Origin of the sequence: Pseudomonas sp. NPDC086278 (assembly GCF_050280905.1) — a bacterium.
Lineage (GTDB): Bacteria > Pseudomonadota > Gammaproteobacteria > Pseudomonadales > Pseudomonadaceae > Aquipseudomonas.
On sequence record NZ_JBNNWE010000008.1, the window covers coordinates 54890 to 81429 of the forward strand.

The following is a 26540-nucleotide window of genomic DNA, read 5'->3' on the forward strand; positions in this document are numbered from 1 at the left end:
AAAACCTCTGGAATAGAGTGGTTCAGGAGTAGGAGCGCAGTTTACTGGCAGTTTGACCGCAACGCGATGGGATCGATCCACGGGGCTTCGAGGATGTTTCACACCCGGCTCACTCGATCGATTCCAGCCTCAACGCATCCCCCAGCAGGCCGATGGCTGCGCCAAGATCGTGTTCACCGCCAAACGTATGGCTCAAGCGCAAATGTTGCGCGTGCAATCCCTGCAAACTGAACAACTCCCCCGGCGCGATCACCACGTGTTGCTTCAACATGCGCTGAAACACACGACGCACATCCACCCGACGCAGCGATCGAGCCCAGATTGTCGCGCCCCCCTGAGGTTCGACGAACTGCAAGGCATCCGCCAGGCGCTCCGACAGCAACTGTGTCATCTGCGCCTTGCGCTCCTTGAGCAGGCGCCGCAACACCATCAGGTGCTGATCGATGCGGCCGTTGCTGTACAAGCGGGCAATGGCTTTCTGTCTAATCGGCGACAAGCGAAACGAACGCAATAAAAAGTACCGTTGCAACTCCGCATGCAGCTGACGGGAAAGTAAATAGCCATACGGCGCCTCGGGCCCGATGACTTTTTCGAAAGTGGAAAACACGATCAGCCGATCCGGGTCCAGCAAATCACGAAAGCGCTGGCCTTGAGGCTCAAACTCAAGTTCGCCATAACAATCGTTTTCCAATACCCAACTGCCATGACGTTCCAGTAACCGCGCAGCCAATTGCCGGTTGCTGTGACTGGCGACACTGCCGCGCGGCATGTTGAAGCCGGAGGAAAGCATGACCAGACGCACGGGCTGGGTTTCGAGCAACTCTTTCAGGTAGTCGATATCCAGGCTGCCATTGGCTTGCAAGGGCAACTCGATGACCTGCACCTCGGCGTCCTGCAACTGACGCAGAATTGTCCAGTCGCAGGGAGACTCGACCAGGACCGTGGCGTCCTTGAGGCACAGCACCGCGATCAGGATTTCCAGCACACCACGCAGGTCGGCGCCGATGTAGACATCATCGGCATGCCAGCACCGCGCGGGAGAGATGGTGTAGCGCGCCGCCAGGGCTGTCCGCAGTTCCAGCTCGCCGCAGGGTTGCGACGGCGGTTGCGGCTGGCGCGGGTACTGGCGCAACAGCTCCCGTTCAAGCAGCAGCAACGGACTGTCCAGCGGCTGCAACAATGCAGGTTCATCGGCGCTCAAGACCAGCACGCCCGGACGCCTGGCATTGACGTACACCGTCTCGAGCAGGTCATGACCGCTGCTGAACGGCGTGATCGACGACACCGGCAGCGCGTAATACCCCGACTTGGCGACCGAGTAGACCCGCCCTTCCTTTTCCAGCAACGAATACGCGTACTGAATGGTCGAGATCGACACGCTCAGGCGATCCGCCAATTGCCGCAAGGAAGGAAGGCGCACTCGCGTATCGCTGACCGGCTCGTTGATGAGATGAGTCAGGTAGCGATAGACCGCCTGATAAGCAAAATCGGTATCCCGCGGCCCTTTCATCCGCAATGACCCGTTACCGCGCGCGCAGTACCGTCGCGAGTCAGGGACGCTGCTGCGCCAGGCACTGTCAACGTCCCGTTGACCATTCGCTGATCACGGCCTCATCCACTGCCATGTCTGCTTTTACAGGGTCTTGCGGGTCGATCACCGGGCTCATGCGGTAAAGCCTGCCAATCAGGCCGACCGGCAAACCGCTGACGTCGACCATCCATTGCAGCACCTGCTCTGGCGCCGATTTGCCCTGCATTGCCCGATGCAGATCGGGTAGTGCCACCAGCATCCCGGGATGGCACTGGCGTAAAAAATGCTCAAGCGATGCACCGTTGTCGCCAAACGGCGCGAAGAGCAGGCACACCAGTTGCGCCTCGCTCAAGCCCAGGGTCTTCTGTGCTTCGGCTGACGCCAGTGTGCGATGGTCCGGCAGGTCCAGCGGGTTGCCAAACAGCTCGATCGCTTGCTCGCACACGCGCTCGGAAAGTTTGCGGCGACGCAACTTCACCAAGGTCTGTTGCAAGAACTCGACGACGCCGATTTCATACGTACGATCATGAATGAAGCAGGCCTGGAGCCCGCGAAGGTGCGCGGATATCAAGGGGCTGGTGAAATCGTTGTCGCTGAGCTGTAACGCCAGTTCGTCAGGTTGAATCCTGAGAAAATCGGTGAGCAGTGGCCAGCGCTCTTCCAGATTACTGACCAGCAAGTCGTGAATATCGATGAAGGTTGTGCGTCGGCATGCCTCGAAACGTCCGGCTGGACGCCACTGCGGCTGGGTCTGTTCAGGGTAAAACTCCCTGTAATAATCACCGCCCAGCCCATCGAGGCGCGTAAACAGCTGTTCATAGCCCATTTCCGCGTGATCTGCGGGTTTGAGCCCGGCCTTTGCCGCCGCGCGGTTCAGCCCTTCCAGAAACAGCCGCTGCTGACGGGGGGTATCGCTGCTGATCAACGCATCGACGCCACCGTCCCATCGGGCGATCTGGCCGTAGAACTCGCCGGTGGCCAAGTACCCGTCGTCCCACAGGTCGATCGGACCGTTCAGGTTACGCCGGTGCCCCACCATCAGCAGATTGAGCCGGTTTGACTCGCGTCCGGCATCGGAAACAGCGGCCAGGTGGTTAAAGGGCAGGACCTCGCGGTTATCGACCATCAACACTTCGACCCGGGGATCATCGTAGAGAAACAGCGCACTGCAACTGCGGTGGATGTTGTCCAGGGCTGTCGAATCGGTGGCATTGAGACGTAACGTCGCCACGCGCAACTGAAATGTCGCAGGCGACCGCCCCGCAATACTGAGCTGCGCGGCTCGCAGCAGCGCCAAGGTGTAGCAACCATCCCGGGAGCCCGACTGGGTCGTCAGCACCTTGAATTCGCCGATACGCTCTATCCCACCGGCGGCCACCACCAGCCGTTGAATCATCAGCTGCAACGCCGTGCGTTCGGCGCGTGAAAAGAAACTCAGCAATCGTTGCAGTACTTGCTGATAAACATAATTCATTGCCTGGTCGTGAGTATTGGTCATCATGGCTTACCTGTTATTCATAAGTTCGATGTCATGCAGACATTTAGATGCACTGCGCAACGGAGTGCGCGTCATGAATGGTGTGTCGCAGTTTCGATATCAAATGCTAACACTTAGTGTTTTTGTAATTATTTGAAATGATCAAGGCGCTCCGACCACCTGCCATAGGGTAACCGCCGCAAAGCCGCACAGGACAGGCCTCTTGGGGTATAGATTTGCGTCCTAGGAAATGTCCGACAGCGTCCCACAGACAAGTAGCACGAGAAATAAAGAAAGAAGTCGCCAGCACTTGCTCAGTGGCGAGTCGATAGTGAACTATTTGTCGAGTTTGTATTGTCGGTGGGGATTGAAAAACAGCTAGCCGATATTCAGCCATGGCTCATTCCTTGAGATGAAAGTAATCATTCAATTATCAGCGCTTACATGATGATTAGAAGATACAGATTAAGAGCAAAAACCAGTTCAGTTGCTGAACGGCCCCACCGACAGGTCGATGAGCTTCTCGTATTTTGGCGGGAAAATGCAAAAAGTCCGTGCGGGCACGGACTTTTTGTTAACGCGGTGATTACACCGGTTCGACCTGAAGGGCGACCCGTTCGCGACATGGGCATTCGTCCATGTAGCGGTGTGCTTCAACGAACTCGGAAAACGGGAAGACCCGAGTCTTGAGCGGCAGCAGCACGCGGTCGGCGGTCAGCTGGTTGATGTCACGCAAGGCACGTTGCACGGCGACCTGATCCTGTGCAATGCCCAGTTCCGGTTTGCCGGTAAAGTTGCCGATGCAGTGCACAAAGAACTGAATATTCTTCTGGAACGCTGCGCACGCCGGGAATGGGGTCTGGTTGCCGCCTTGCAGGCCGTACAACACCAGGCTGCCACGCGGGGCAAGCACGTCGCCAAGCAACGACATCTGCGGACCGCCAAGACCATCGAACACCACATCGACACCGCGGTTGTCGGTGATCTTGTTGATCTGCATCAGCAGGTCCTGTTCTTCGGTGACGATGACTTTCTCGGCGCCGAGGGACAGCAGGTATTCGCGTTCTTCCGCGGTTTTGGTCGCAGCGATGACCCGGATGCCCAACGCCTTGCCCAACTGAACAAAGGACGGACCGGCACAGTGGCTGGCGTCGGTCACCAAGGCAAACTGCCCGGGTTTGACCCGCGCCAGATCGACATAGGCGAAGTACGCAATCAGCAGCGGCGTGTAATGCACCGCGGCTTCGACCGGAGTAAGCACGTCTGGATAGCGGGTCAGTGCCGAGCGTGGCAAAACAATCTGCTCGCCATAGACCGGGTAGTCGTTCGGGCTTTCAGCCGGGAAGCTGGCGACTTTGTCCCCCACTGCCAGGTCATCGACACCGTCACCGACTGCCGTCACTACACCGGACATTTCATGGCCAAGGCCTGAAGGCAGACGGGCTTGCGACGACGCCAGGTTCTGGCGCCAGAGAATGTCGTACCAGCTGATGCCGATTGCCTCGACACGCACCTGCACTTCGCCTGGAGCAGGCAGAGACGCCGCATGCTCTTCGCATTTGAGCACCTCGGCAGGACCAAACTTGTGAAAACGGATCGTGCGGGACATCGCAAACCTCGTCAAAGTAACCTCTAATGCCATGAACTCTATCCGGGCTTTCTACCCAAGACTATCAGTGGCTATTAATAGTCGACATGCCTGTCATTGATTCCGCAGCGACGGAGACATTCGCAAATGTCGTGATAACCGCAGCAGCCTTTTCAGGAAAACTGAATTACTCGGTGCAGAGTAGCAGCCTTTCCCCGTAATATTCATGCCGGCCATTGTTCTCATATGGCCGCTCTCGTCAAGCTTGATGACTCTGCCAGGACTCCAGATGAATCGTAATGACCTGCGTCGTGTCGACCTGAACCTGTTGATCGTTTTCGAAACATTGATGCACGAACGCAGTGTGACCCGCGCTGCGGAAAAATTGTTCCTGGGCCAGCCGGCCATCAGTGCGGCGCTCTCACGCCTGCGCGGGTTGTTCGATGATCCGTTGTTTGTGCGCACCGGCCGCAGCATGGAGCCTTCCGCCCGGGCGGTGGAAATCTTCGCCCTGCTCTCCCCGGCACTGGACTCGATTTCCACGGCGGTCAGCCGTGCGGCGGAATTCGACCCGGCGACCAGCACGGCGGTATTCCGCATTGGTCTGTCGGACGATGTCGAGTTCGCGTTGTTGCCGATGCTGCTCAAGCGCCTGCGCGCCGAATCACCGGGGATCGTGCTGGTGGTGCGTCGGGCCAACTACATCCTGATGCCGAGCTTGCTGGCCTCGGGGGAGATTTCTATCGGTGTCAGCTACACCGCCGACCTGCCGGCCAACGCCAAGCGCAAGGTGTTGCGCCGCAGTTCGCCGAAGTTGTTGCGTGCCGATTCGGTGCCCGGCCCCTTGAGCCTGGACGACTTCTGCGACCGACCCCATGCGCTGGTGTCGTTTGCCGGCGACCTCAGCGGCTTTATAGATGAGGAACTGGAAAAGCTCGGGCGCAAGCGCCATGTGGTGCTCGCGGTGCCGCAGTTCAACGGTTTGAGTACGCTGATCAGCGGAACGGATATCGTCGCCACCGTGCCTGATTACACCGCCGAAGCCTTGACCGCCGCTGGCGGTGTGCGGGCTGAAGATCCGCCGTTGCCGGTGCGCAGCTTTGAATTGCACATGGCCTGGCGCGGGTCGCAAGACAATGATCCGGGGGAGCGCTGGTTGCGGTCGCGGATTCAGATGTTCTTTGGGGATCCGGACAGTTTGGCTTGATCCTGATTTTTTTCAGGCTCATTGTCTCTTCGCGAGCAGGCTCACTCCCACAGGGTGACTTGGCCCACTGTGGGAACGAGCCTGCTCGCGAAGGCGGCGACTCGATTTCAGCACCAACCTTTGCATTCTGCGCAACATTGAATTGTCATCGATACGTTTGATAGCCCCCTAACTAAAGCCCTATGCTAGAGGGCTCGCTCGGAGCTTATATCATTCCGAATGATAGTTACCTTTGCCTCATTCGATTCGTGCGATACCCCCCTGCCGCTCATCATCCGTCCATTCTCAATACATTGGCGGATGCATCCATGGAACATTCACTCAAACATTTGCGCTTCCCGTTGGCCCTGTTGGCCGTTCTGGTGATGAGCGCTTGCGGCAAGGCTCCTGAGACCGCAGCAACGATGCCCGCGGCAAAAGTCAGCGTGGCCAAGGTGCTGGAACAACCGGTCAACGAGTGGGATGAATTCACCGGTCGCCTCGAAGCGCCAGAAACCGTCGAGATCCGTCCACGGGTGTCCGGCCAGATTGATGAAGTCGCGTTCACCGAAGGCGCGCTAGTCAAGAAAGGTGACTTGCTGTTCCAGATCGACCCGCGTCCGTTCCAGGCCGAGGTCCGCCGCCTCGAAGCGCTAGTTGCTCAAGGTCGCGCCAATGCCACCCGCAGTGAAAACGAAGCCCAACGCGGTGAACGTCTGCGCACCAGCAACGCGATCTCCGCTGAACTCGCCGATTCGCGCACCAGCGCATCCCAAGAAGCCCGCGCCGCCGTCGGTGCCATTCAGGCGCAACTGGACCTGGCGAAACTCAACCTGAGCTTTACCCGTGTGACCGCGCCCATCAGCGGCCGGGTCAGCCGTGCCGAGATCACTGCTGGCAACCTGGTGACTGCCGACACCACGGCGCTGACCAGCGTCGTGTCCACCGACAAGGTTTACGCCTACTTCGACGCTGACGAGCGTGTGTTCCTCAAATACACCCAGCTCGCTCGCCAGGGCAAGCGCGGCGCCACTACCCCGGTTTACCTCGGTCTGTCCAACGAAGACGGCAACCCGCACCAGGGCGTGATGAACTTCGTCGACAACCAGGTCAATCCGAAAACCGGCACCATCCGTGGTCGTGCGGTTTTCGACAACGCGGACGGCCAGTACACCCCCGGCTTGTATGCCCGCCTGAAACTGGTCGGCAGCGGCACCTACTCCGCCGTGCTGATCAACGACGAAGCCGTCGGTACCGATCTGGGCAAGAAGTTCGTGCTGGTGATGGATGCCGACAACAAAACGGCCTACCGCGCGGTAGAGCTGGGTCCGAAGATCGAAGGTTTGCGCATCGTGCGCAGCGGCCTGAACAAAGATGACACCGTCATCGTCAAGGGGCTGCAACGGGTTCGCCCTGGTTCGCCGGTCACCCCAGAGGTGATTCCGATGGCCAGCAAAGAGACCCTCGCAGCTCTCGCACAACAACGACAAGCGCTGGAAGCCAGCAACCTGCCCCAAGTCGCACCTGCCAAGGTCGCGCCGGGTTCGGTTGTGAAATTGGCTGCCGCGACTCCACGCGGTTAAGGGACGACAACTCCGATGAATTTTTCCCAATTCTTCATTTCGCGGCCGATCTTCGCAGCGGTACTGTCGCTGCTGATCCTGATCGCCGGCGCCATCTCGCTGTTCCAGTTGCCGATCAGCGAATACCCGGAAGTGGTGCCACCGACTGTTGTGGTCCGTGCCAACTTCCCGGGCGCCAACCCTAAAGTCATCGGTGAAACCGTGGCCGCTCCCCTGGAGCAATCCATCACCGGCGTCGAGAACATGTTGTACATGTCCTCGCAATCCACCGCTGACGGCAAAATCACTCTGACGATCACTTTCGCGCTGGGCACCGACCTGGACAACGCGCAGGTGCAAGTTCAGAACCGCGTGACCCGTACCGAGCCGAAACTTCCAGAGGAAGTGACACGCATCGGTATCACCGTGGACAAGGCCTCGCCCGACCTGACGATGGTTGTGCACTTGACCTCGCCGGACAAACGCTACGACATGCTCTACCTGTCCAACTACGCCCTGCTCAACATCAAGGATGAGCTGGCGCGGCTGGGCGGTGTCGGTGACGTGCAACTGTTCGGTATGGGCGACTACTCGCTGCGGGTGTGGCTGGATCCGAACAAAACCGCTTCGCGCAACCTGACGGCGACGGACGTGGTCAGCGCGATTCGTGAGCAGAACCGCCAAGTAGCGGCCGGTGCGCTGGGTGCGCCTCCCGCACCGAATGCCACCAGTTTCCAACTGTCGGTCAACACTCAGGGCCGTCTGGTTTCTGAGGAAGAGTTCGAGAACATCATCATTCGCTCCGGCGACAACGGTGAAATCACCCGCCTTAAAGACATCGCTCGCGTCGAACTGGGCTCCAGTCAATACGCCCTGCGCTCGCTGCTGAACAACCAGCCGGCCGTGGCCATCCCGATCTTCCAGCGCCCAGGTTCCAACGCTATCGAGATCTCCAACGAAGTTCGCGACAAGATGGCCGAACTGAAGAAAAGCTTCCCGGAAGGCATGGACTTCAGCATCGTCTATGACCCGACGATCTTCGTGCGCGGCTCCATCGAGGCCGTGGTTCACACCCTCTTCGAAGCCCTGATCCTCGTGGTGCTGGTGGTGATCCTGTTCCTGCAAACCTGGCGCGCCTCGATCATTCCACTGGTCGCTGTGCCGGTATCGCTGATCGGTACGTTCGCGGTGATGCATTTGTTCGGCTTCTCGCTCAACGCCCTGTCACTGTTCGGCCTGGTACTGGCGATCGGGATCGTGGTGGACGACGCCATCGTGGTGGTGGAGAACGTGGAAAGGCACATCGAGCTGGGAGAAACGCCCGTAGAAGCCACCAAGAAAGCCATGCGAGAGGTGACCGGGCCGATCATCGCGACGGCGCTGGTGCTGTGTGCGGTATTTATCCCGGCGGCGTTCATTTCCGGACTCACCGGCCAGTTCTACAAACAGTTTGCCCTGACCATTGCCATCTCGACCGTGATCTCGGCGTTCAACTCGCTGACACTGTCCCCTGCCCTGGCCGCTGTGCTGCTCAAGAGCCACGATGCGCCGAAAGATCGCTTTACCAAAGTGCTTGATAAACTATTGGGCGGCTGGCTGTTCCGTCCGTTCAACCGGTTCTTCGAACGCGCCAGCAATGGCTATGTCGGCACCGTAGCCCGGGTTATCCGCAGCAGCGGCATTGCCCTGCTGTTGTACGCAGGCCTGATGGTGCTGACCTTCTTCGGTTTCGCCCACACCCCGACCGGTTTCGTACCTGGCCAGGACAAGCAATACCTGGTGGCCTTCGCGCAATTGCCGGACGCCTCGAGCCTGGACCGCACCGAAGACGTAATCAAGCGCATGTCCGACCTGGCCCTGAAACAGCCGGGCGTGGAAAGTGCAGTGGCGTTCCCCGGCCTGTCGATCAACGGTTTCACCAACAGTCCAAACGCCGGCATCGTGTTCGTGACCCTGAAACCGTTCGATGAGCGTAAAGACCCGAGCATGTCCGCTGGTGCGATTGCCGGGGCCTTGAACGGTCAGTTCGCGGGGATTCAGGAAGCCTACATGGCGATCTTCCCGCCGCCGCCAGTACAAGGTCTGGGCACCATCGGTGGTTTCCGCCTGCAAATCGAAGACAAGGGCAACCTCGGCTACGACGAGCTGTACAAAGAAACCATGAACATCATCAACAAAAGCCACAACGTTCCGGAACTGGCCGCCCTGTTCACCAGCTACACCGTGAACGTGCCGCAGGTCGATGCTGCTATCGACCGCGAAAAAGCCAAGACCCACGGCGTGGCCGTCAGTGACATCTTCGACACCCTGCAGATTTACCTGGGCTCGCTGTATGCCAACGACTTCAACCGTTTCGGGCGTACCTATCAAGTCAACGTTCAGGCCGAGCAGCAGTTCCGCCTCGAGCCCGACCAGATCGGTCAGCTGAAAGTGCGTAACAACAGAGGCGAGATGATCCCGTTGGCGACCTTCATCAAGGTCAGCGACACCTCGGGGCCGGACCGCGTGATGCACTACAACGGTTTCATCACCGCCGAGATCAACGGCGCGGCGGCACCCGGCTACAGCTCCGGCCAGGCCGAAAAAGCCATCGAGAAACTGCTCAAGGAAGAACTTCCGAACGGCATGACCTACGAATGGACCGACCTGACCTACCAGCAGATTCTGTCCGGCAACACTGCGTTGTTCGTGTTCCCGCTCTGCGTATTGCTGGCGTTCCTGGTGCTCGCGGCGCAGTACGAAAGCTGGAGCCTGCCACTGGCGGTGATCCTGATCGTACCGATGACCCTGCTGTCGGCCATTACCGGTGTGATTGCGTCGGGTGGCGACAACAACATCTTCACGCAGATCGGCCTGATCGTACTGGTGGGACTTGCCTGTAAGAACGCGATTCTGATCGTCGAGTTCGCCAAGGACAAACAGCGGGACGAAGGCATGAGCCCGCTCGCCGCGGTGCTTGAAGCGTGCCGCCTGCGTCTGCGGCCGATCCTGATGACCTCCTTCGCGTTCATCATGGGTGTCGTGCCACTGGTGTTATCCAGCGGCGCCGGTGCCGAAATGCGTCACGCCATGGGTGTGGCGGTGTTCTCCGGGATGCTCGGGGTGACTTTCTTCGGCCTGTTGCTGACGCCTGTGTTCTACGTATTGATTCGTAACTTTGTGGAGCGCGGCGAAGCGCGCAAAGCGGCCAAGGCCCTGAAACTGGAGTCGCAACAATGAGCTTGAAAGCCTTTCTTCCGAGCCTGCTGGTCCTGGCCCTGAGTGCCTGTGCCGTCGGCCCGGACTACAAGATCCCAGCCACTGAGCCTGCGCACATCACCACGGCCACCGACGGCGCTGCCGGTCAGAAGAACTTCGACCGCTCACGTTTCGAAGGCATCTGGTGGCAGCAGTTCGAGGACCCGACCCTCAACCAGCTGGTGACTCAATCGCTGCAAGGCAACCGTGATTTGCGTGTCGCCTTCGCCCGCTGGAAAGCGGCCCGGGCGATTCGCGATGACATCAGCAATGACGCCATGCCGACCATCACCAGCCGGGCCAGCAGTGATTTGGCCAAGGGCCAGATTCCTGGCCAGACCACCAAACGGGTCAATAGCGAACGCTACGACCTGGGTCTGGACATGGCGTGGGAGATCGACCTGTTTGGCCGCATCCAGCGCAATCTGGAATCGGCCAACGCCGAACAGCAAGCCATCGAAGCCGATTTGTACCAACTGCAAGTCACCATGATTGCCGAACTGGTGGACTCGTATGGTCAGCTGCGCGGTGCGCAATTGCGCGAAAAGATCGCCGTGGCCAACCTGAAGAACCAGCAGGAATCGCGCAAGATCACCGAAAGCCTGCGCGATGCCGGCGTCGGCGACCAACTGGACGTCGAGCGTGCCGATGCACGCCTGGCGTCGGTCGAAGCCAGCGTGCCGCAATTGCAGGCCGAACAGGTTCGGCAGAAAAACCGCATCGCGACTCTGCTGGGCGAACGCCCGGACAAGCTGACCGTCGACCTGAGTCCCAAAGACTTGCCGGCCATTGCCAAGGCGCTGCCGATCGGCGACCCGGGGGATTTGCTGCAACGGCGTCCGGACATCCTCAGCGCCGAACGCAAACTGGCCTCCGCCACTGCCCGCGTCGGTGTGGCCACGGCTGACTTGTTTCCTAAAGTCAGCCTCAGCGGCTTCCTCGGTTTCACCGCCGGGCGAGGTTCGCAGATCGGTTCGTCGGCGGCCAATGCCTGGGCACTGGGCCCAAGCATCACCTGGGCAGCGTTCGACCTCGGTAGCGTGCGGGCCCGCATTCGCGGCGCCGATGCCGATGCCGAAGGCGCTCTCGCGACCTACGAGCAACAAGTGCTATTGGCGCTGGAAGAATCGGAAAACGCGTTCAGCGACTACGGCAAACGCCAGCAACGCCTGATCTCATTGATTCGTCAGAGCGAAGCCAGTCGTTCCGCCGCGGACCTGGCCGAGATTCGCTACCGCGAAGGCTCCGTGGATTTCCTCGTCCTGCTGGATGCTCAACGCGAGCGTCTGGCGGCCGAAGATACCCAGGCCCTGGCCGAAACCGATTTGTATCGCGGCATTGTCGCGATTTACAAAGCCCTTGGCGGTGGCTGGCAGCCTGAGACAGTCGCCAGCAAGTAATTTTCAAAAGCTCCTTTGGTTGGCCGCAACCAACCGATTTTTTTAGCCCTGCGCCTCATTCGGTCGCGGGGCTTTTTTTGGCCTGATGTTTACCCGGCTCGCTTTCAAGTACCGTCACCGTCGCCGTGGTCCCGGCACGCAAACGGTTTTTTCTGACGTACTGCGGGTCAATCTCAATGCGCACCGGCACCCTTTGCGCCAGTTTGACCCAGGTGTAACTGGGGTTGATGTTGGCCAGCAGCCGATTGCCTGGGATGTTTTCCCGGTCGGCAATGGCGAAGGCAATGCTTTGGACAGTGCCGCCAAATGTCTCGCCGCTCATGAGCTCGACCCGGACCGCGTCGCCCGGCTCTATGCGTGGCAACTTGGTTTCTTCGAAGTAGCCGCTGACGTAGAACGAATCGCTGTCGACCAATGCCAGCAACGACTCACCGGCTGTTGCGTAGTCACCTTGGCGGGTCAACAGGTTGGTGACGTAACCGCTGACGGGCGCAACAACGCGCGTGCGTTGCAGGTCCAGTTCGGCCTGGGTCAGTGCGGCGATAGCCAATTGCACATTGGCTTGCGCCAGCCCCAGATTGGCCTGATTTCGCAACAGTTCAGCCTGGGCAACAGCCACTTCGGTGTTGGACTTTTCCCACTCTTCGCCGGAAATCGCGAACCCCTGCTTGAGCGTACGGCGACGACGCTCTTCACTTTCCCGCTGTTTGAGCAGCGCTTCGCTGGCGACGATTGCCGCTTGCGACTGACCGAGCGTGGCTTTGGCGACTTCAACCGAACGTTTGGACGTTTCCACCGCCAAGGTGTAACGCGCCGGGTCTATCTCCAACAATAACTGGCCTTTGTCGACGTGCTGGTTGTCCTGCACACCCAGGCTGACAATCCGTCCGCCGACGTCGGCGGACAGGGTCACCACATCCGCGCGAACCCGCGCATCCCGTGTCCACGGCGCGCGGGTGTAATGCTCCCAGGCGAACCAGCCAAGGACGAAGGCCAGCAGCACCACCGCCAGGGTTGCGAATCGGGCCAGAATTTTTTTCAAGGCATCAGGCTCCCATCACCAGGATCAGCGTTGCGCACACGCAGGCGTACAACGCGCCTTCGAACAAGGCTTCATGCCAGACGAAGCGCAGCACGCCGACGCGGCGCAATATCCAGTCCAGCAACAGAAAAATCGGCAAGGCCAACAACAAGGCCTGGGCGATCGGCGGCAGGTAGACGCCGCCTATTTCCAGATCAATGGGCAAGGGACGGTACCCCTTCTGCGTCAGCGCGTTGAAAGTAATCGCGGTAGCGCTGCAGAAACGACACCACGATCAACAGGGCCACACGCATCCTGAACACCGACCACAGGTGCTCATGCACCACCCGTTGCAGTTCGTCCATTTCATCGCCCAAGCTGCGCAGGTTTTCCAGCAGCCGCTCAAGGTCAATGCCCGGACGCCCGGCAATCAACCGTCCGGTCTCCCTGACTTGGTTCAGCAAGCGATTTTGTTGTCCGGGACTCAACAAGCGGTTGCCTTGTCCTTGTTGTCGGAGCTGGTTCAACGCCACGCCCAAGGCCATGCAGCCGAGGCTGACTTCAAATAACTCACTGGAGCGCTTGTCATTGGCCGCCGGCAGCAAGCCCAGCATCATCGTCAGCCGGTCGACCATGCGACTCTCGAAAGCAAATTGCTGTTCATCGGTCGCCGCGGTCTTCAGTAAGGCATTGACCTGCTCGCAGTTCTCCTTGAACAGCCGTCGCATTCGCAGCACCGGCCGGAACGGAAAGATCAGGGAGTAGACGCTCAAGGCCAGGGTGGTCGCGCAAATGTACGCGCCGGCAAACTCGAACCACTGGATCGAACTGTTCTGCCCGATACCGACGTTGACCGGCCCCAGCAGCAAAAAAGTCGAAAGCCCGAGGCCAATGCCCGTCCCGGTGGTGGCCGGAGTGGCCAGCCCTACCGCGACCGCATACAGCAACGGTGCCAACAACAACGCGAGCAGCTCGAAATCGCTGATCAACGGGATCAGCACGAACAGATAGAGCGCCGAGGCCATCAGTGCCAGGAATAGCCCCCTCGCATAACTTTGTGCTGCCAGCAACGGGCGGGGGAACGTCGCCATCAACGAGCAGAGAATGCCGACCAGAATCATCCCGCCGCGCGCGCCGTCCCACCCGGTCTCGATCCAGATCAGTCCCGCCACCAGCAACGCGGTAAAGGCCCGGACCGCGTTCATCGCCGCCAGGGTGAAGTCCAGGTGCAAGGGGTTTTCCTGTCCCCGGAACACGCAACTCGCCGCACGCTCCTCCTGAATCGCGTCGCTCAACTCCAGAATCTGTTCGAGTTGTTGCAACAGTCGCGCCTGTTCCCAACGCAATGCCCACGCCAGCGAGCGCAAAGTGGCCGGCATCGTTTCGGTGAGTTGTTCCGCTTTATAGGCCAAGTCATCGAAACGCTGTTGCAGCACGCCGAAATGGTGGCGGGACTCGCTCGACAATCCGCGTCCCTGCTGAGCCAACTCGTCGAGAAACGCCAATTCTTCAGCGCGTAAACGCTGTATTTCCTCAGGCAATTCGCCCTCCCAGCGCTCACTGAGTAACTCGCGCTGGTGACGCAGCGCCGTCAGTCGCGATGTCAGCAGCACCAGTTGATTCCCGAGCAACTGCACCAGCCCATTGGCACTGCGCAAACGCGGTGCGTCGTAATACAGATGTCGGCGCAACCCTTCAAGTGCACTGATTTCACCGAGCAATTGCATCTGCCGGCGGTGGAAATCCGCATCGCTTTCTTCGGTACGAATCACCGCCGCCGCGTGGGTGGCAAGCAGCTTGATCACCTGATCGATTTTCTTGAAGTAGCTACGGGCTACGGTTTCCGGCCTAGCGGTCAGCAAGCTGACCACGCAGACGCACGCGACCGCCAGCAGCGTCTCGGTAACGCGGGTGACGGCCAGCAAAAAAGTACCGTCCTGATCCGGCACCGCTAGCAAACACACCACCACCGCGGTGTACCCGCTGAGCACAAACGCCTGCGAACTGGTGTAACGCAGCAAGGTGCCGCCAGCGGTGCAGAGCGCCAACCACAGCGCCAGAGTAATAATGAAAGGCAGCGGCGCCTGCGGGAAAATCGCCATGATCACCACCGCCGCCACTGCGCCCAGCGTGGTGCCGATGACCTGGCCAAAGCTGCGGGCCAGCGCCATGCCACCCAGCGGCTGGCTGACGATCACCACCGCCATGATCGACCACTTGGGCTGATCGAGGTCAAACAGGAATGCCAGATACAGCGTCAACAGCCCCGCCGCGATGGTTCTCAAGGCAAACAGCAACACCCCTTGGCCAGGGTTCAGCATTGCTTTGAAGTATTGGAGCAGCGGTTGCATGGGAACACTCTTCGAGTCATCTCCAGCAAGCGTAGTCACTGCTGAGAAGCTCTGAGAGGTTTCAGTGTCGACGCGAGTCGTAGGCAAATTCGCCAACATTGAGCCGCGTGAGGGTTTGACTCACAGCGTCAGCTGACCGAAGCTGACGGCTTTGCTTAAGCTTGCCAGCTCCTGGATCCTGCATGCCCCAGTCCCGCCGCTACTTGCTCATCAGCCTGTGCGTTCTGTTCGCCCTCGCCGTCGCCTGGTTTTTCATGCGCAGCACGACGCCCGTCATTCCCGAGGCGATCAAACGTGGCTACAGCGAAGCGCTGACCCAGGCGCGTGCCGGTCAACCCGGCGCCGCGCGGATGCTTTATCAACAATTGGGGCGCCCTGACCTCTCGCCCAAACGCCGCGTGTGGCTGCATGCCGAACTGCCCAACTACCCAAGCCCGCAAGCCTTGAAACTGGCCGATGCGGACCTGCTTAATACCGCCGCCGAGGTGCGCATTGCCGCGATCAAAAGCGTCAGTGGCCTGGTGCCCAATGGCCAGCGCAGCCTGTTGATCGGGCCATTGCTCGATGATGCGGATCAGGCTGTGCGGTTTGCCGCGATCAACGCGCTGCTGGGTTTGTCGCCGGATGATTTGGGGTTGTATTTCGGACCATTGCAACAGGCCATCGATGCGTGGGAACAAGTCCTCAAGGAACAGCCTGAAAGCGCTGACAACCAATATCAGCTGGCGCGCCTGCACCTGCACAACGCCGAGTTGAAAGACGCGCAACGCGCATTGGAACGTGCGTTACAGCTAGACCCCGGCAACTTGCCCGCGCTGGTGATGCAGATCGACGTGCTGGATCGGCTGGGCCAGAGCGATGCCGCCCGACTATTGCTGGCAAAACAGCTCAAGGCACAGCCCGACTCCGCCTACCTGCAACATGCCCTGGGGCTGTGGTTGCTGCATCACGGGCAAAGCGAATTCGCGGTGCTCGGCCTGTCCAAAGCGGTAGAAATCGACCCGAACAACAAAGATTACCGCTACGACCTGGCCACCACGTTGCATGGCGAGCAGGAGTTGGAAGCTGCGCAGAAACAATTGCAGGAAATCGTCCAGCGCCATCCGGCTGACCGCAAGGCGCGGGTGCTGCTGATCAATTACTGGAAGGAAAGCGGCCAACTGCAAAATGTGCAGATTTTGCTGGCACAACTGGAACAACTCAATCCGGACGATCCAGCGTTACAGCAAGGGCTTTGATCAAGCCAAAAATTACCGCCAAAAATAGAAAAGGTTGAACCGTCGTCACGGCCAAGGGTCAAGTAAAACAGGCAGTCAATTCAGGCACTTCGGGCCTGCTGCTTCGTTTCCCCTAGTCATGAGAGGGCATTTTTTGTCTACATCTAACGAGTTGTTCAGTGCAAAAGCCGCCACCGGCATTGAAGGTCTGGATGACATCCTTGCCGGTGGATTGTCCCGTGGTCACGTGTTTCTGCTGGAGGGTGAGCCCGGAACCGGTAAAACCACCGTCGCACTGCAATTTCTGTTGGCCGGCGCCCGTGCCGGCGAGCGCTCGTTGTACATCACGCTTTCGGAAACCGAGCGCGAACTGCGCCAGGGTGCGCTGTCCCACGGCTGGGAGCTGGATGAAAACATCCATATCTTTGAGCTGACACCGCCAGAAAGCTTGCTCAACGCCGAACACCAGCAAAGCCTGTTGTACTCCTCGGACCTTGAACTGGGCGAAGCCACCAAGCAGATTTTCGAAGTGGTCGAACGGGTCAAACCGACCCGGGTGGTGCTCGACAGCCTTTCCGAGATTCGCTTGCTGGCGCAAAGTTCGCTGCGCTATCGCCGACAGATTCTGGCGATCAAGCATTACTTCGTGCGCTACGACGCCACCGTGCTGCTGCTCGATGACTTGACCACCGAATCCCTCGACAAAACCGTGCACAGCGTGGCGCACGGGGTGATCCGCCTCGAAGAACTGACGCCCAACTATGGCGCCGAACGCCGTCGCGTGCGCGTGGTGAAATATCGCGGGCAGAAATACCGGGGCGGTTTCCATGACTTCACCATCATGGGCGACGGCGTGCATGTGTTCCCGCGCCTGGTCGCGGCCGAGCACCGCGGCGGCTACCTCCGTCAACAGTTGACCAGCGGCATCAAGGAAATGGACGCCCTGCTCGGCGGCGGCATCGAGACCGGCTCCAGCACGCTGATCCTCGGCCCGGCCGGTACCGGCAAATCGCTGATATCGATGGTGTTCGCCGCCGCTGCCGTGACCCGAGGCGAGAAAGCCGCCCTCTTCATCTTCGATGAAGAATTGGGCCTGCTGTTCGAGCGCATGAACAACATGGGTATCGACCTGCAAGCCCTGCAAGACACTGGCAACCTGCTGATCGAACAAGTCGATGCCGCCGAATTGTCCCCCGGCGAGTTTTCCCACCGGGTCCGGCGTTGTGTCGATGAGCGCCAAATCAAAACCGTAGTCATCGACAGCATCAACGGCTATCAAGCCGCGATGCCGGAAGAAAACGCGCTGGTGCTGCACATGCACGAGCTGCTGCTGTACCTCAATCGCCGTGGTGCCGCGACCTTCATGACCGTCGCCCAACATGGGCTGGTCGGAGACATGCAGGCGCCCGTCGACATCACTTACCTGGCCGACACGGTGATCCTTTTGCGTTACTTCGAAGCCCTGGGCAAGGTTCGCCGGGCAATTTCCATCATCAAGAAACGCACCGGCAGCCACGAGTCGACCATTCGCGAATACCGTATTGGCAGTCGCGGCATGACCATCGGTGAACCACTGGATGCGTTCCAGGGTGTCTTGCGCGGCGTGCCCACCTACCTCGGTGCCAGTCAGCCGCTGCTCCAGGAAGAGCACCGGTGAGCAGGGTCGAGGCGGTGTCCGAGCGCGCGATCATTCTCGCGCCGCTCGGACGCGACAGCCAAATTGCCCTGATGATGCTCAACGAGGCGGGATTTGAAGGCGTGGTGACCCGGCATCTGGGCGCCCTGTGCGACGAACTGAGCCAAGGCGCCGGGCTGCTGTTGATTTCGTCGGAGGCGTTGCTGGGGTGTGATCTTGAGCCACTTTTCGAGCTGATCGAGCAACAACCGGCCTGGTCTGACTTGCCGATTGTGCTCCTGACGCACCACGGCGGCCCTGAGCGAAACCCCGCGTCGCGTCTGGGTCCGCAGTTGGGCAACGTAACCTTTTTAGAGCGGCCGTTTCATCCCGAGACGTTGATCAGCCTGGTCACCACCGCATTGCGCGGGCGACGACGACAGTACGAAGCCAGGGATCGGCTGATCGACTTGAGCCAGAGCGAGCTGCGCCTGAAAAACACCTTGGAAACCCTCGAACAACAGGTCGAGGAGCGTACGGCACAATTGCGAAGCAACGAAGAAGCGCTCAGGCAGTCGCAAAAAATGGAAGCAGTCGGTCAACTCACTGGCGGCATTGCCCATGATTTCAACAATATGCTGACCGGCATCATCGGCAGCCTGGAATTGCTGCGTCGGCGCTTGGCCCGGGGCCGCACGGAAGACCTCGACGGCCTGATCGACCTGGGCGTGACGTCGGCAAACCGCGCCGCAGGCTTGACCCATCGGTTGCTGGCGTTCTCGCGGCGCCAGTCGCTGGATTCAAAACCGGTGGAGATGAACACGCTGGTGGTTTCCATGGGTGAGCTGCTGCAGCGCAGTATCAACGAAAGTATTCAACTGGACATGCAATTGAGCCCCGACCTTTGGGTCGCCGAGGCCGACCCCAACCAACTCGAAAGCGCCCTGCTCAACCTCGTCCTGAATGCCCGAGATGCGATGCCCGAAGGCGGCAAGTTGGTAGTCGAAACCTTTAACCGACATCTGGATTCAACGTTCACCGCCGCGCATGCCAACTTGCTGCCGGGTGATTACGTGGTGCTGCGCGTTTCCGATACCGGTTGCGGCATGCCGCAAAGCACGATCAATCGGGCGTTCGATCCGTTCTTTACCACCAAGCCGATTGGTCAGGGCACCGGGTTGGGCCTGTCGATGATCTACGGGTTCAGCAAGCAGTCTCACGGCCACGTCACCATCGAAAGTGAAGTCGGCAACGGCACCACGGTGAGCCTGTACTTGCCGCGCTACAGCGGCGAGCCGATTCAGGACAGCATGATCGACATCCAGCATGCGCCGCATGCGCAAGACGGTGAAACCGTGCTGATCGTCGAGGACGATCCGGCGGTGCGAGTGCTGGTCAGTGCGGTATTGAGCGAACTGGGTTATGCCTTCGTCGAAGCCGGGGATGCCGACAGCGCCGTGCCGATTCTCGACTCCGGTCAACGTATCGACCTGCTGATCAGCGACGTGGGGTTGCCGGGAATGAATGGCCGGCAGCTGGCGGAAATCGGCCGGCAATATCGGCCTGATTTGAAAGTCTTGTTCATCACCGGTTATGCCGAGCACGCCGCTGTACGCGGGGGGTTCCTTGACCCGGGCATGCAAATGATCACCAAACCGTTCACTTTCGACCTGCTGACGGCCAAGGTGCGCGAGATGATCACTCTCTGAAAAGCCCCCGTTCCAGGGGCTTTGATGGGTATTACGAAAGCATGTCCTGCATGATTTCCTGCAACACGTCCAGATCGAACGGTTTGCCCAGAATCGGCGCCTTGCGCGTGATCGGGCTGTCCGTCTCGCGGATTTCCTGCGGATAACCGCTGATAAAAATCACTTTGAGTTCCGGTCGCAGCTTCACGGCAGGCTCGGCAATCTGTACCCCCGAGATCCCGCCAGGCAGGCGAAAGTCAGTGATCATCATGTCCAGGTGCGGTTTGCTCGCCAGTATTTCAAAGGCCTGCTCGCCGTTTTCGGCTTGCAGCACCCGGTAACCCTCACCTGACAAGTAAGCGGACAACACCATCAGAATCGAGGGGTCATCCTCGACAATGAGTACTACATCTTGTGCATCTTCACTCATGGGAAGCCTTTGTTCGGTCAATAGCTGCTGATACGACCGTGGGGTCGCTCAGAGGTTGCGTTTATCTGGCTGTTTTCCTACAGCGGCAGACAAACGCGAAATAAGGCGCCTTCGTTGATCTTGCTCTCGACGGCGATGGAACCGCCGTGGGCGGCGACAATTTCTTCGGAGATAAACAGACCCAGCCCCAGCCCCGCTACCACGGTTTTGGCTGAGACACGCTCGAACTGCTGAAAAATGCGCTTCTGGTTCTCTTCACTGATGCCGATCCCGCGATCTTGCACTTCAACCCGCGCCTGACCTTCTTGAACGTAAACCCGAACGTCGATCTGACTCTTGCCACCATAACGCAAGGCATTGGTCAGCAGATTTGAAATCACTTGCTCGACACGAAATTCGTCCCAGTTGCCGACTACCGGCTGTGTGGCCGTAAAGCTGACGGAACACTCGGCGGCTTCAATTTGCGGCGCGAAGTTTTGCAGCAAGTTAGTCACCAGTTGCACCAGGTCAAATCGGCTTGGGCGGATCGACAGTTTGCCGGTGCGAATGCGCGAGACATCGAGCATGTCTTCGATGAGGCGAATCAGGCTTTTGATCTGACGCTCGTCGCGGTCGACCATGGCGTGCATCTTGTCCAGGGTGAACGCTGACGCGTTGTCCCGTGCCAGGTGCATCTTGCGCAGCTGTGTTTCGAGGATCAGGCCGTTGAGCGGCGTACGCACTTCGTGGGCAACGATCGACATGAAGTCATCGCGCATGCGCACCGCTTGCTCGAGCTCGCGCTGAGTGCTCTGCAACTGGTTAAGCAGTGCCTCCTGCTCGCGACGCGCCTGTTCAAGCTCCTCGACCTGCTGTTTCATCGCTTTGCTCTGGCGGAACAGATCGACGAATACATTGACCTTGCTCTTCACCGCATGAATATCCAGCGGCTTGTGCAGGAAATCCACGGCGCCGCTTTCGTAACCCTTGAACGCGTAGTTCAGCTCGCGGCCGGCGGCACTGACGAAAATGATCGGGATGTTTTTGGTCTTTTCCGTGCCGCGCATCAATTCGGCCAGTTCGAAACCGTTCATGCCGGGCATCTGCACGTCGAGAATGGCCATGGCGAACTCGTGTTGCAGCAGCAGCGACAAGGCTTCGTCTGCGGACAAGGCTTTGTACACCATGCGGTCTTCACGTTTGATCAACGCTTCGAGCGCCAGCAGATTCTCCGGCAGATCGTCGACAATCAGCAGTTTGGCTTGGATGTTACTTAGCATGCTATTCGTTCCAGCTCGACAAGCAGACGGCCGATGCCGCGGATAGGGAGAATGTGGTCCGGCTGATGAAAATCCAGTGCCGCCCGAGGCATGGTCGCGACCTGGGCCTCTTGCGGATCTTGCACAATGGTCAGGCCGCCACGACGTTTAACCTGCGCCAGCCCTTGGGCACCGTCACGGTTCGCACCGGTCAACAGCACCGCCGCCAGATGCGGACCGTAGGCATCGGCGGCGGACTCGAACAGGTAATCGATAGAGGGACGCGAATAGTGCACGCGGTCTTCCAGGCTCAAGGAAAAACTGCGGTCCTGCTCGACCGACAAGTGATAACCCGGCCCGGCGAAATACAGCGTGCCCGCTTCAACCTCGGTCTTGTCGTGAGCTTCCAGAACAGGCATCGACACGCGACGGGCGAAGACCTCGGCCAGGTGGCTGCGACGCTCTTCAGGCAAATGCAGAACCACAATGATCGGCAGCGCAAAGCCAGTGCGCAGCGGGCCGAGGATGTTGAGCAAGGCCTCGACGCCACCGGCCGAAGCGCCGATCACGATAGCCTCGATGGAAGGCAAATCCGCGTCACTGTTCATGATTTGCGGTAGATCCGTTCTTGTTTGACCAGCGGTTCGAAGTGATTGCCGAAGGCCGAAAAATCCGGGGTTTCCTTGCTGCCCAGCACCAGGAATCCGCGATGGCAAAGCGACTCATGAAACAAACCGAATGCTCGATCCTGCAGCTTTTTGTTGAAATAAATTAATACGTTACGGCACGAAATCAATTGAGTTTCCGAGAACACGCTATCCGTTGCCAGGCTGTGGTCGGCAAACGTCACGTTCTCGCACAGGCTCTTGTCGAAAATGGCGTAGCCATAGGCCGCCGTGTAGTAGTCGGCGAAGGATCGCTGGCCACCTGCCTGCTGGTAGTTATGAGTGTAGGCGCGGACATTCTCCATCGAGAAAATCCCCTGCTTGGCCTTGTCCAGCGAGCGCGGATTGATATCGGTGGCGTAAATGATGGTGCGGTCCAGCAAGCCTTCTTCGCGCAGCAGGATCGCCATCGAATAGACCTCTTCACCGGTGCTGCACCCGGCAATCCAGATCTTGATCGATGGATACGTCTTGAGCAGCGGCACCACCTCGTTGCGGATCGCCAGAAAGTGCGAAGGGTCGCGAAACATCTCACTGACCGGGATCGTCAGCAATTGCAGCAATTGCATGAACGCGGTCGGGTCGTGCAGCACCTTTTCCTGCAAGGCCGAAATGGTATTGCACTCGAATTGCGACAAGGCGTGATTGACCCGGCGCTTGATCGAAGCGCCCGAGTAATCGCGAAAGTCATAGCTGTACTTGAGGTAGATCGCCTCGATCAACAAGCGCAGTTCGATTTCGCTGCTTCGCTCCACTGGGGTAATGCGTTCCACTAAATGCGTTCCATCTTCGGTAACCACACGCGAATCAGCGAGAACAGGCGATCCAGGTCGATGGGCTTGGCCAGGTAATCATTGGAGCCGGCCTGCAAGCAGCGCTCCTGATCGTCCTTCATGGCCTTGGCCGTCACCGCAATGATTGGCAGCTTGCGCCAGCGAGGGTCCTTGCGGATCTCGATGGTGGCTTCGAAACCATCCATCTCCGGCATCATCACGTCCATCAACACCAGGTCGATATCCTCGACTTCATTCAATTTTTCAATCGCCTCACGGCCGTTCCGGCCAATGACCACGACTGCACCTTTTTGCTCCAGCGCACTGGTGAGGGCGAAGATGTTGCGTACATCGTCGTCCACCAGCAGCACTTTGCGACCCTCGAAGACCTTGTCGCGGCTGCGCGCGGTCTTAAGCATCTTCTGCCGTTCTTGGGACAACTGGGATTCGACTTTGTGCAGAAAAAGTGTGACCTCATCCAGCAGGCGCTCGGGCGAGCGCGCGCCTTTGATGATGATTGAGCGTGAATACTTGCGCAGCTCGGTCTCTTCGTCGCGGGTCAGGTTGCGCCCGGTGTAGACGATGACCGGCGGGAACGAGCAGATGTCTTCGGTCGACATGCGCTTGAGCAGGTCGCCGCCGAGCATGTCGGGCAGCTTCAGGTCGATGATCATGCAATCGAAAATCGTCGTGCGCAGCAGATCGAGCGCGTCCTGCGCAAGGCCGACGGCCGTGATCTCGATGTCCTCGTCGCCAATCAGGCGGGCAATGCTGTCGCGCTGCAAGTCATCGTCTTCGACCAGCAACACGCGTTTGACCTTTTGCGTCAGCTTGGCTTCGAGGCGGGCAAATACGTCCTTGAGTTCTTCGCGGGTGGTCGGCTTGACCGCATAGCCAATGGCGCCCATGTGCATGGCCGCTTCGACCCGGTCTTCGACCGAAATCACGTGGACGGGAATGTGCCGGGTCTCGGCGTGTTCCTTGAGCCGCTGCAACACGGTCAGCCCGGAATGATCCGGCAGACGCATGTCCAGCAGAATGGCGTCCGGCAGGTATTCCTTGGCCAGGTTGTAACCTTCGTCGGCGCCGTGGGCGACCAGGCACTGATAACCCAGTTCATGCGCCAGGTCGTAGAGGATGTGCGCAAAGTTGGACTCATCTTCCACCACCAGAATGCACCGCGTGGCGAATGGCGCCTGACTGCGGTCGTCGTCGAAACGCGGGATGTCGACTTCGGCGATCAACGGCACCGGAGCGGGCGTGGGGACTTTGGGCGCTGCGGCCACCGGTGCCGGATGCAGGTGTTCGACAGGCTGACCACCGTGCTCGATGTAATGCTGCGGCAGGACGAGGGTGAACACGCTGCCCTGCCCCGGCTCGCTGGTGACGCTGATCGAACCGCCCAGCAGTGTCGCCAGGTCGCGCGAAATCGACAAGCCCAGGCCCGTGCCGCCATAACGGCGATTGGTGGTGCCGTCGGCCTGGCGGAACGCTTCGAAAATGCTTTCCTGCTGGTCGGCGGCGATGCCGATGCCGGAATCGCGAACAATGAACGCAATGCCGTCATTCGGCTGGGATGCCACGGTCAGGCTCACAGAGCCCTTTTCGGTGAATTTCACCGCGTTCGACATCAGGTTTTTGATCACCTGCTCCAAGCGCTGGCGGTCGGTGAACAGCATCATCGGCGAACCGGGCTGCAGATCGACTTCGAACTTCAGCCGCTTGTCGGCGGCCATCGGTTCGAACATCCCGCGCAAGCCATCGACCAGACGCGCAACGCTGGTGTTTTCCGGGCGCATTTCCAGCTTGCCGGCCTCGACCTTGGAAATATCCAGGATGTCGTTGATCAGGTTCAGCAGATCGTTGCCGGCGGAGTAGATCGACTCGGCGAACTTCACCTGCTCGGCGCTGAGATTGTCCTGGGGGTTTTCCGCCAGCAACTTGGCCAGAATCAACGAACTGTTCAGCGGTGTGCGCAGTTCGTGGGACATGTTGGCGAGGAATTCGGATTTGTACTTGCTGGAGCGCTGCAACTCCTCGGCGCGCTCTTCCAGTTGTGTCTGCACCTGATTGAGTTCGGTGTTCTTCAGGTCCATCGCGTCGCGCTGCTCGGCAAGCACCTGCGCCTGCTCGGCGAGCTGCTCGTTGGTCTGCTCCAGTTCGACTTGCTGGGTTTCCAGGTGTGCCTGGGACTCCTTGAGAATCCGCGACTGTTCTTCCAGCTCTTCGTTGGCGGTCTTGAGCTCTTCCTGCTGCACTTGCAGCTCTTCGTTGAGCTGCTGGGTTTCGGCCAGCACTTCCTGCAAACGCTGGCGATAACGCGCGGCTTCGATGGAGGTGCCAATGTTGCCGGCAATGAGTTCGAGCAACTCGACGTCGCGGTCGTTCAGCGGGCGCAGGAAACCCAGTTCAATCACCCCGTTGACCCGATCGTCATCGCTGGTCGGCACCACGAGCACGCTGTGCGGCAAGCCTTCGCCCAAGCCGGAACTGACTTTGAAATAGTCGCTCGGTACGGCGTCCAGACGAATCAGACGCGCCTGGTTCGCCACCTGGCCGACAATCCCTTCACCGCTGTAAATCTGTTGGTCGCGCTCTTCCTGCTCGCGGGAGAAACCGTAAGAAGCCACGCGTTTGAGGCCACCATGTTCCTCGCGGACATAAATCGCCGCGACCGCCGTGCCCAGGTACTGAGCGCAGAACTGCAAGATGTTGCGTCCGAGCAAGTTGAGGGACAACTGGCCCAATACCTGTTCGGCCAGTTCGGTCTGGCCATTGCGCAGCCACGCTTGCTGTTCCAGTCGTTGGGCGCTGGCATTTTGGGCTGCGAAGTTGGCGGCGTAGCTTTCGGACAGGGTGAGCAAATCCCGGCGACCGATATAGGCCAGCAAGCCGCTGATGGCGGCGATGAACAGCAGATAAAGGGAAATGCTCCAGATTGTGGTCCGGCGCACTTCTTCATTGCGCGTGGTGCGCAACTGTTGCTCCATGTCGACCACGTCTTCGAACTGCTTGCGGATTTCATCGGTCAGGCGCTTGCCGCGACCGGCCTTTACCGCGCCTCGGTAATCACCGCTGGTACGTTGCAGGTCGATCATCGACTGCGCGTATGTGGACCATTCCGTCTGCAACGACTGAAGACGGCGCAACCGGTCGGTTTGCACCGGGTTATCGGCGGTCAGTTCGAGCAAAGTATTGAGCGCGACCGCAATTCTCGGCTTGGCCGTTTCATAGGGGTCGAGAAAGTGCTCGTCGCCGCTGAGCAGGAAGCCGCGCATGCCGGTTTCCAGATCGACGGTCAGCTTTACCGCTTCATTAGCGTTATTGATCACCCGGTCGGTGTGCTCGACCCACTGGATCACCGACAGCAAGTAAGTGATCAGCGAGACGAAGAACACCGCGCTCAGCAAGCCGACGCCTAATGGCAGGCTGATGTTACGGCTCAGAAGTTTGCGGAATCGTTGCTCGTCAACCGAGGACGCAGTGGTCATGGGGAGGCCTTGTCGAACTGTTCAAAACCACGGAGTTTGCCCCAAAACGGGCAGATTGATCCAATTTTCT

At 59.2% G+C, this 26540-nt stretch carries 18 protein-coding genes; 7 read left to right on the forward strand and 11 right to left on the reverse strand.

The genetic code is table 11. The annotated features are described in order from the left end of the window. Window positions 1–109: 109 nt before the first annotated feature. The 3 genes from ACQKP4_RS04425 to ACQKP4_RS04435 all read right to left on the reverse strand — a co-directional run bounded on the left by ACQKP4_RS04425 (window position 110) and on the right by ACQKP4_RS04435 (window position 4617). Window positions 110–1510 carry a PLP-dependent aminotransferase family protein gene (locus ACQKP4_RS04425; RefSeq protein WP_427630774.1) on the reverse strand — a complete coding sequence of 467 codons (1401 nt, stop codon included), beginning with the start codon at window positions 1508–1510 and terminating at the stop codon, window positions 110–112. Between the two features lie 67 nt (window positions 1511–1577). Further along, window positions 1578–3029: a hypothetical protein gene (locus tag ACQKP4_RS04430; RefSeq protein ID WP_427630776.1), complete on the reverse strand. Its 1452-nt coding sequence runs from the start codon at window positions 3027–3029 to the stop codon at window positions 1578–1580. A gap of 565 nt (window positions 3030–3594) precedes the next feature. Continuing rightward, a complete protein-coding gene (locus ACQKP4_RS04435) occupies window positions 3595–4617 on the reverse strand; it encodes a zinc-dependent alcohol dehydrogenase family protein (protein WP_427630778.1) in 1023 nt (340 codons plus the stop codon). 268 nt (window positions 4618–4885) lie between these two features. On the opposite strand from ACQKP4_RS04435, the gene ACQKP4_RS04440 reads away from it, so the two are divergent. The 4 genes from ACQKP4_RS04440 (at window position 4886) to ACQKP4_RS04455 (ending at window position 11981) form a co-directional block, all read left to right on the forward strand. Beyond that, window positions 4886–5803: a LysR family transcriptional regulator gene (locus ACQKP4_RS04440; protein WP_427630780.1), complete on the forward strand. Its 918-nt coding sequence runs from the start codon at window positions 4886–4888 to the stop codon at window positions 5801–5803. Window positions 5804–6111: 308 nt separating this feature from the next. Further along, complete coding sequence (mexE, locus tag ACQKP4_RS04445; RefSeq protein ID WP_427630782.1) at window positions 6112–7365, forward strand: multidrug efflux RND transporter periplasmic adaptor subunit MexE; 1254 nt, start codon at window positions 6112–6114, stop codon at window positions 7363–7365. A 15-nt stretch (window positions 7366–7380) separates the two neighbouring features. Further along, window positions 7381–10563: an efflux RND transporter permease subunit gene (locus tag ACQKP4_RS04450; protein ID WP_427630784.1), complete on the forward strand. Its 3183-nt coding sequence runs from the start codon at window positions 7381–7383 to the stop codon at window positions 10561–10563. Beyond that, entirely contained in the window at window positions 10560–11981 is a 1422-nt protein-coding gene (locus tag ACQKP4_RS04455; protein ID WP_427630786.1) for an efflux transporter outer membrane subunit, read from the forward strand. Before ACQKP4_RS04450 ends, ACQKP4_RS04455 begins: the two co-directional genes overlap by 4 nt. 55 nt (window positions 11982–12036) lie before the next feature. On the opposite strand, the gene ACQKP4_RS04460 is transcribed toward ACQKP4_RS04455, so the two are convergent. The 3 genes from ACQKP4_RS04460 to ACQKP4_RS04470 are packed head-to-tail and all read right to left on the reverse strand — an operon-like array spanning window position 12037 to window position 15353. Next, window positions 12037–13023, reverse strand: a complete 987-nt coding sequence (locus ACQKP4_RS04460; protein WP_427630788.1) for an HlyD family efflux transporter periplasmic adaptor subunit — start codon at window positions 13021–13023, stop codon at window positions 12037–12039. 4 nt (window positions 13024–13027) lie between these two features. Then, on the reverse strand, window positions 13028–13228 hold the full coding sequence (locus tag ACQKP4_RS04465) for a DUF1656 domain-containing protein (protein WP_427630790.1): 201 nt from the start codon (window positions 13226–13228) through the stop codon (window positions 13028–13030). Continuing rightward, the gene (locus tag ACQKP4_RS04470) at window positions 13218–15353 is read right to left on the reverse strand and encodes an FUSC family protein (RefSeq protein ID WP_427630792.1); all 2136 of its coding nucleotides are present in this window, start codon (window positions 15351–15353) and stop codon (window positions 13218–13220) included. Before ACQKP4_RS04470 ends, ACQKP4_RS04465 begins: the two co-directional genes overlap by 11 nt. A 182-nt stretch (window positions 15354–15535) precedes the next feature. On the opposite strand from ACQKP4_RS04470, the gene ACQKP4_RS04475 reads away from it, so the two are divergent. The 3 genes from ACQKP4_RS04475 to ACQKP4_RS04485 all read left to right on the forward strand — a co-directional run bounded on the left by ACQKP4_RS04475 (window position 15536) and on the right by ACQKP4_RS04485 (window position 19894). Then, window positions 15536–16591, forward strand: coding sequence for a tetratricopeptide repeat protein (locus tag ACQKP4_RS04475; protein ID WP_427630794.1), 1056 nt, complete (start codon window positions 15536–15538; stop codon window positions 16589–16591). A 133-nt stretch (window positions 16592–16724) separates the two neighbouring features. Then, window positions 16725–18227 (forward strand): ATPase domain-containing protein, encoded by a 1503-nt coding sequence (locus ACQKP4_RS04480; protein WP_427630796.1) that lies wholly within the window; start codon window positions 16725–16727, stop codon window positions 18225–18227. Further along, window positions 18224–19894: an ATP-binding protein gene (locus ACQKP4_RS04485; protein ID WP_427630798.1), complete on the forward strand. Its 1671-nt coding sequence runs from the start codon at window positions 18224–18226 to the stop codon at window positions 19892–19894. The genes ACQKP4_RS04480 and ACQKP4_RS04485 overlap by 4 nt, the downstream gene beginning before the upstream one ends. 31 nt (window positions 19895–19925) lie before the next feature. Here ACQKP4_RS04485 and ACQKP4_RS04490 read toward each other — a convergent pair whose 3' ends face one another. The 5 genes from ACQKP4_RS04490 to ACQKP4_RS04510 all read right to left on the reverse strand — a co-directional run bounded on the left by ACQKP4_RS04490 (window position 19926) and on the right by ACQKP4_RS04510 (window position 26470). Then, a complete protein-coding gene (locus tag ACQKP4_RS04490; RefSeq protein WP_034146554.1) occupies window positions 19926–20303 on the reverse strand; it encodes a response regulator in 378 nt (125 codons plus the stop codon). A gap of 77 nt (window positions 20304–20380) precedes the next feature. Beyond that, window positions 20381–21562 carry a hybrid sensor histidine kinase/response regulator gene (locus ACQKP4_RS04495; protein ID WP_427630801.1) on the reverse strand — a complete coding sequence of 394 codons (1182 nt, stop codon included), beginning with the start codon at window positions 21560–21562 and terminating at the stop codon, window positions 20381–20383. Next, on the reverse strand, window positions 21556–22149 hold the full coding sequence (locus ACQKP4_RS04500) for a chemotaxis protein CheB (RefSeq protein WP_427630803.1): 594 nt from the start codon (window positions 22147–22149) through the stop codon (window positions 21556–21558). The genes ACQKP4_RS04495 and ACQKP4_RS04500 overlap by 7 nt, the downstream gene beginning before the upstream one ends. Continuing rightward, a complete protein-coding gene (locus ACQKP4_RS04505) occupies window positions 22146–22979 on the reverse strand; it encodes a CheR family methyltransferase (RefSeq protein ID WP_427630805.1) in 834 nt (277 codons plus the stop codon). Before ACQKP4_RS04505 ends, ACQKP4_RS04500 begins: the two co-directional genes overlap by 4 nt. Continuing rightward, the gene (locus ACQKP4_RS04510) at window positions 22979–26470 is read right to left on the reverse strand and encodes a response regulator (RefSeq protein ID WP_427630807.1); all 3492 of its coding nucleotides are present in this window, start codon (window positions 26468–26470) and stop codon (window positions 22979–22981) included. The genes ACQKP4_RS04505 and ACQKP4_RS04510 overlap by 1 nt, the downstream gene beginning before the upstream one ends. Window positions 26471–26540 lie beyond the last annotated feature (70 nt).

What these genes read in the sequence shown, in the direction of transcription:
- ACQKP4_RS04510 (WP_427630807.1), bottom strand. Translation starts at nt 26,470, where the DNA reads ATGACCACTGCGTCCTCGGTTGACGAGCAACGATTCCGCAAACTTCTG.
- ACQKP4_RS04425 (WP_427630774.1), bottom strand. Translation starts at nt 1,510, where the DNA reads ATGAAAGGGCCGCGGGATACCGATTTTGCTTATCAGGCGGTCTATCGC.
- mexE (WP_427630782.1), top strand. Translation starts at nt 6,112, where the DNA reads ATGGAACATTCACTCAAACATTTGCGCTTCCCGTTGGCCCTGTTGGCC.
- ACQKP4_RS04470 (WP_427630792.1), bottom strand. Translation starts at nt 15,353, where the DNA reads ATGCAACCGCTGCTCCAATACTTCAAAGCAATGCTGAACCCTGGCCAA.
- ACQKP4_RS04435 (WP_427630778.1), bottom strand. Translation starts at nt 4,617, where the DNA reads ATGTCCCGCACGATCCGTTTTCACAAGTTTGGTCCTGCCGAGGTGCTC.
- ACQKP4_RS04455 (WP_427630786.1), top strand. Translation starts at nt 10,560, where the DNA reads ATGAGCTTGAAAGCCTTTCTTCCGAGCCTGCTGGTCCTGGCCCTGAGT.
- ACQKP4_RS04440 (WP_427630780.1), top strand. Translation starts at nt 4,886, where the DNA reads ATGAATCGTAATGACCTGCGTCGTGTCGACCTGAACCTGTTGATCGTT.
- ACQKP4_RS04500 (WP_427630803.1), bottom strand. Translation starts at nt 22,149, where the DNA reads ATGAACAGTGACGCGGATTTGCCTTCCATCGAGGCTATCGTGATCGGC.
- ACQKP4_RS04475 (WP_427630794.1), top strand. Translation starts at nt 15,536, where the DNA reads ATGCCCCAGTCCCGCCGCTACTTGCTCATCAGCCTGTGCGTTCTGTTC.
- ACQKP4_RS04490 (WP_034146554.1), bottom strand. Translation starts at nt 20,303, where the DNA reads ATGAGTGAAGATGCACAAGATGTAGTACTCATTGTCGAGGATGACCCC.
- ACQKP4_RS04450 (WP_427630784.1), top strand. Translation starts at nt 7,381, where the DNA reads ATGAATTTTTCCCAATTCTTCATTTCGCGGCCGATCTTCGCAGCGGTA.
- ACQKP4_RS04430 (WP_427630776.1), bottom strand. Translation starts at nt 3,029, where the DNA reads ATGACCAATACTCACGACCAGGCAATGAATTATGTTTATCAGCAAGTA.
- ACQKP4_RS04495 (WP_427630801.1), bottom strand. Translation starts at nt 21,562, where the DNA reads ATGCTAAGTAACATCCAAGCCAAACTGCTGATTGTCGACGATCTGCCG.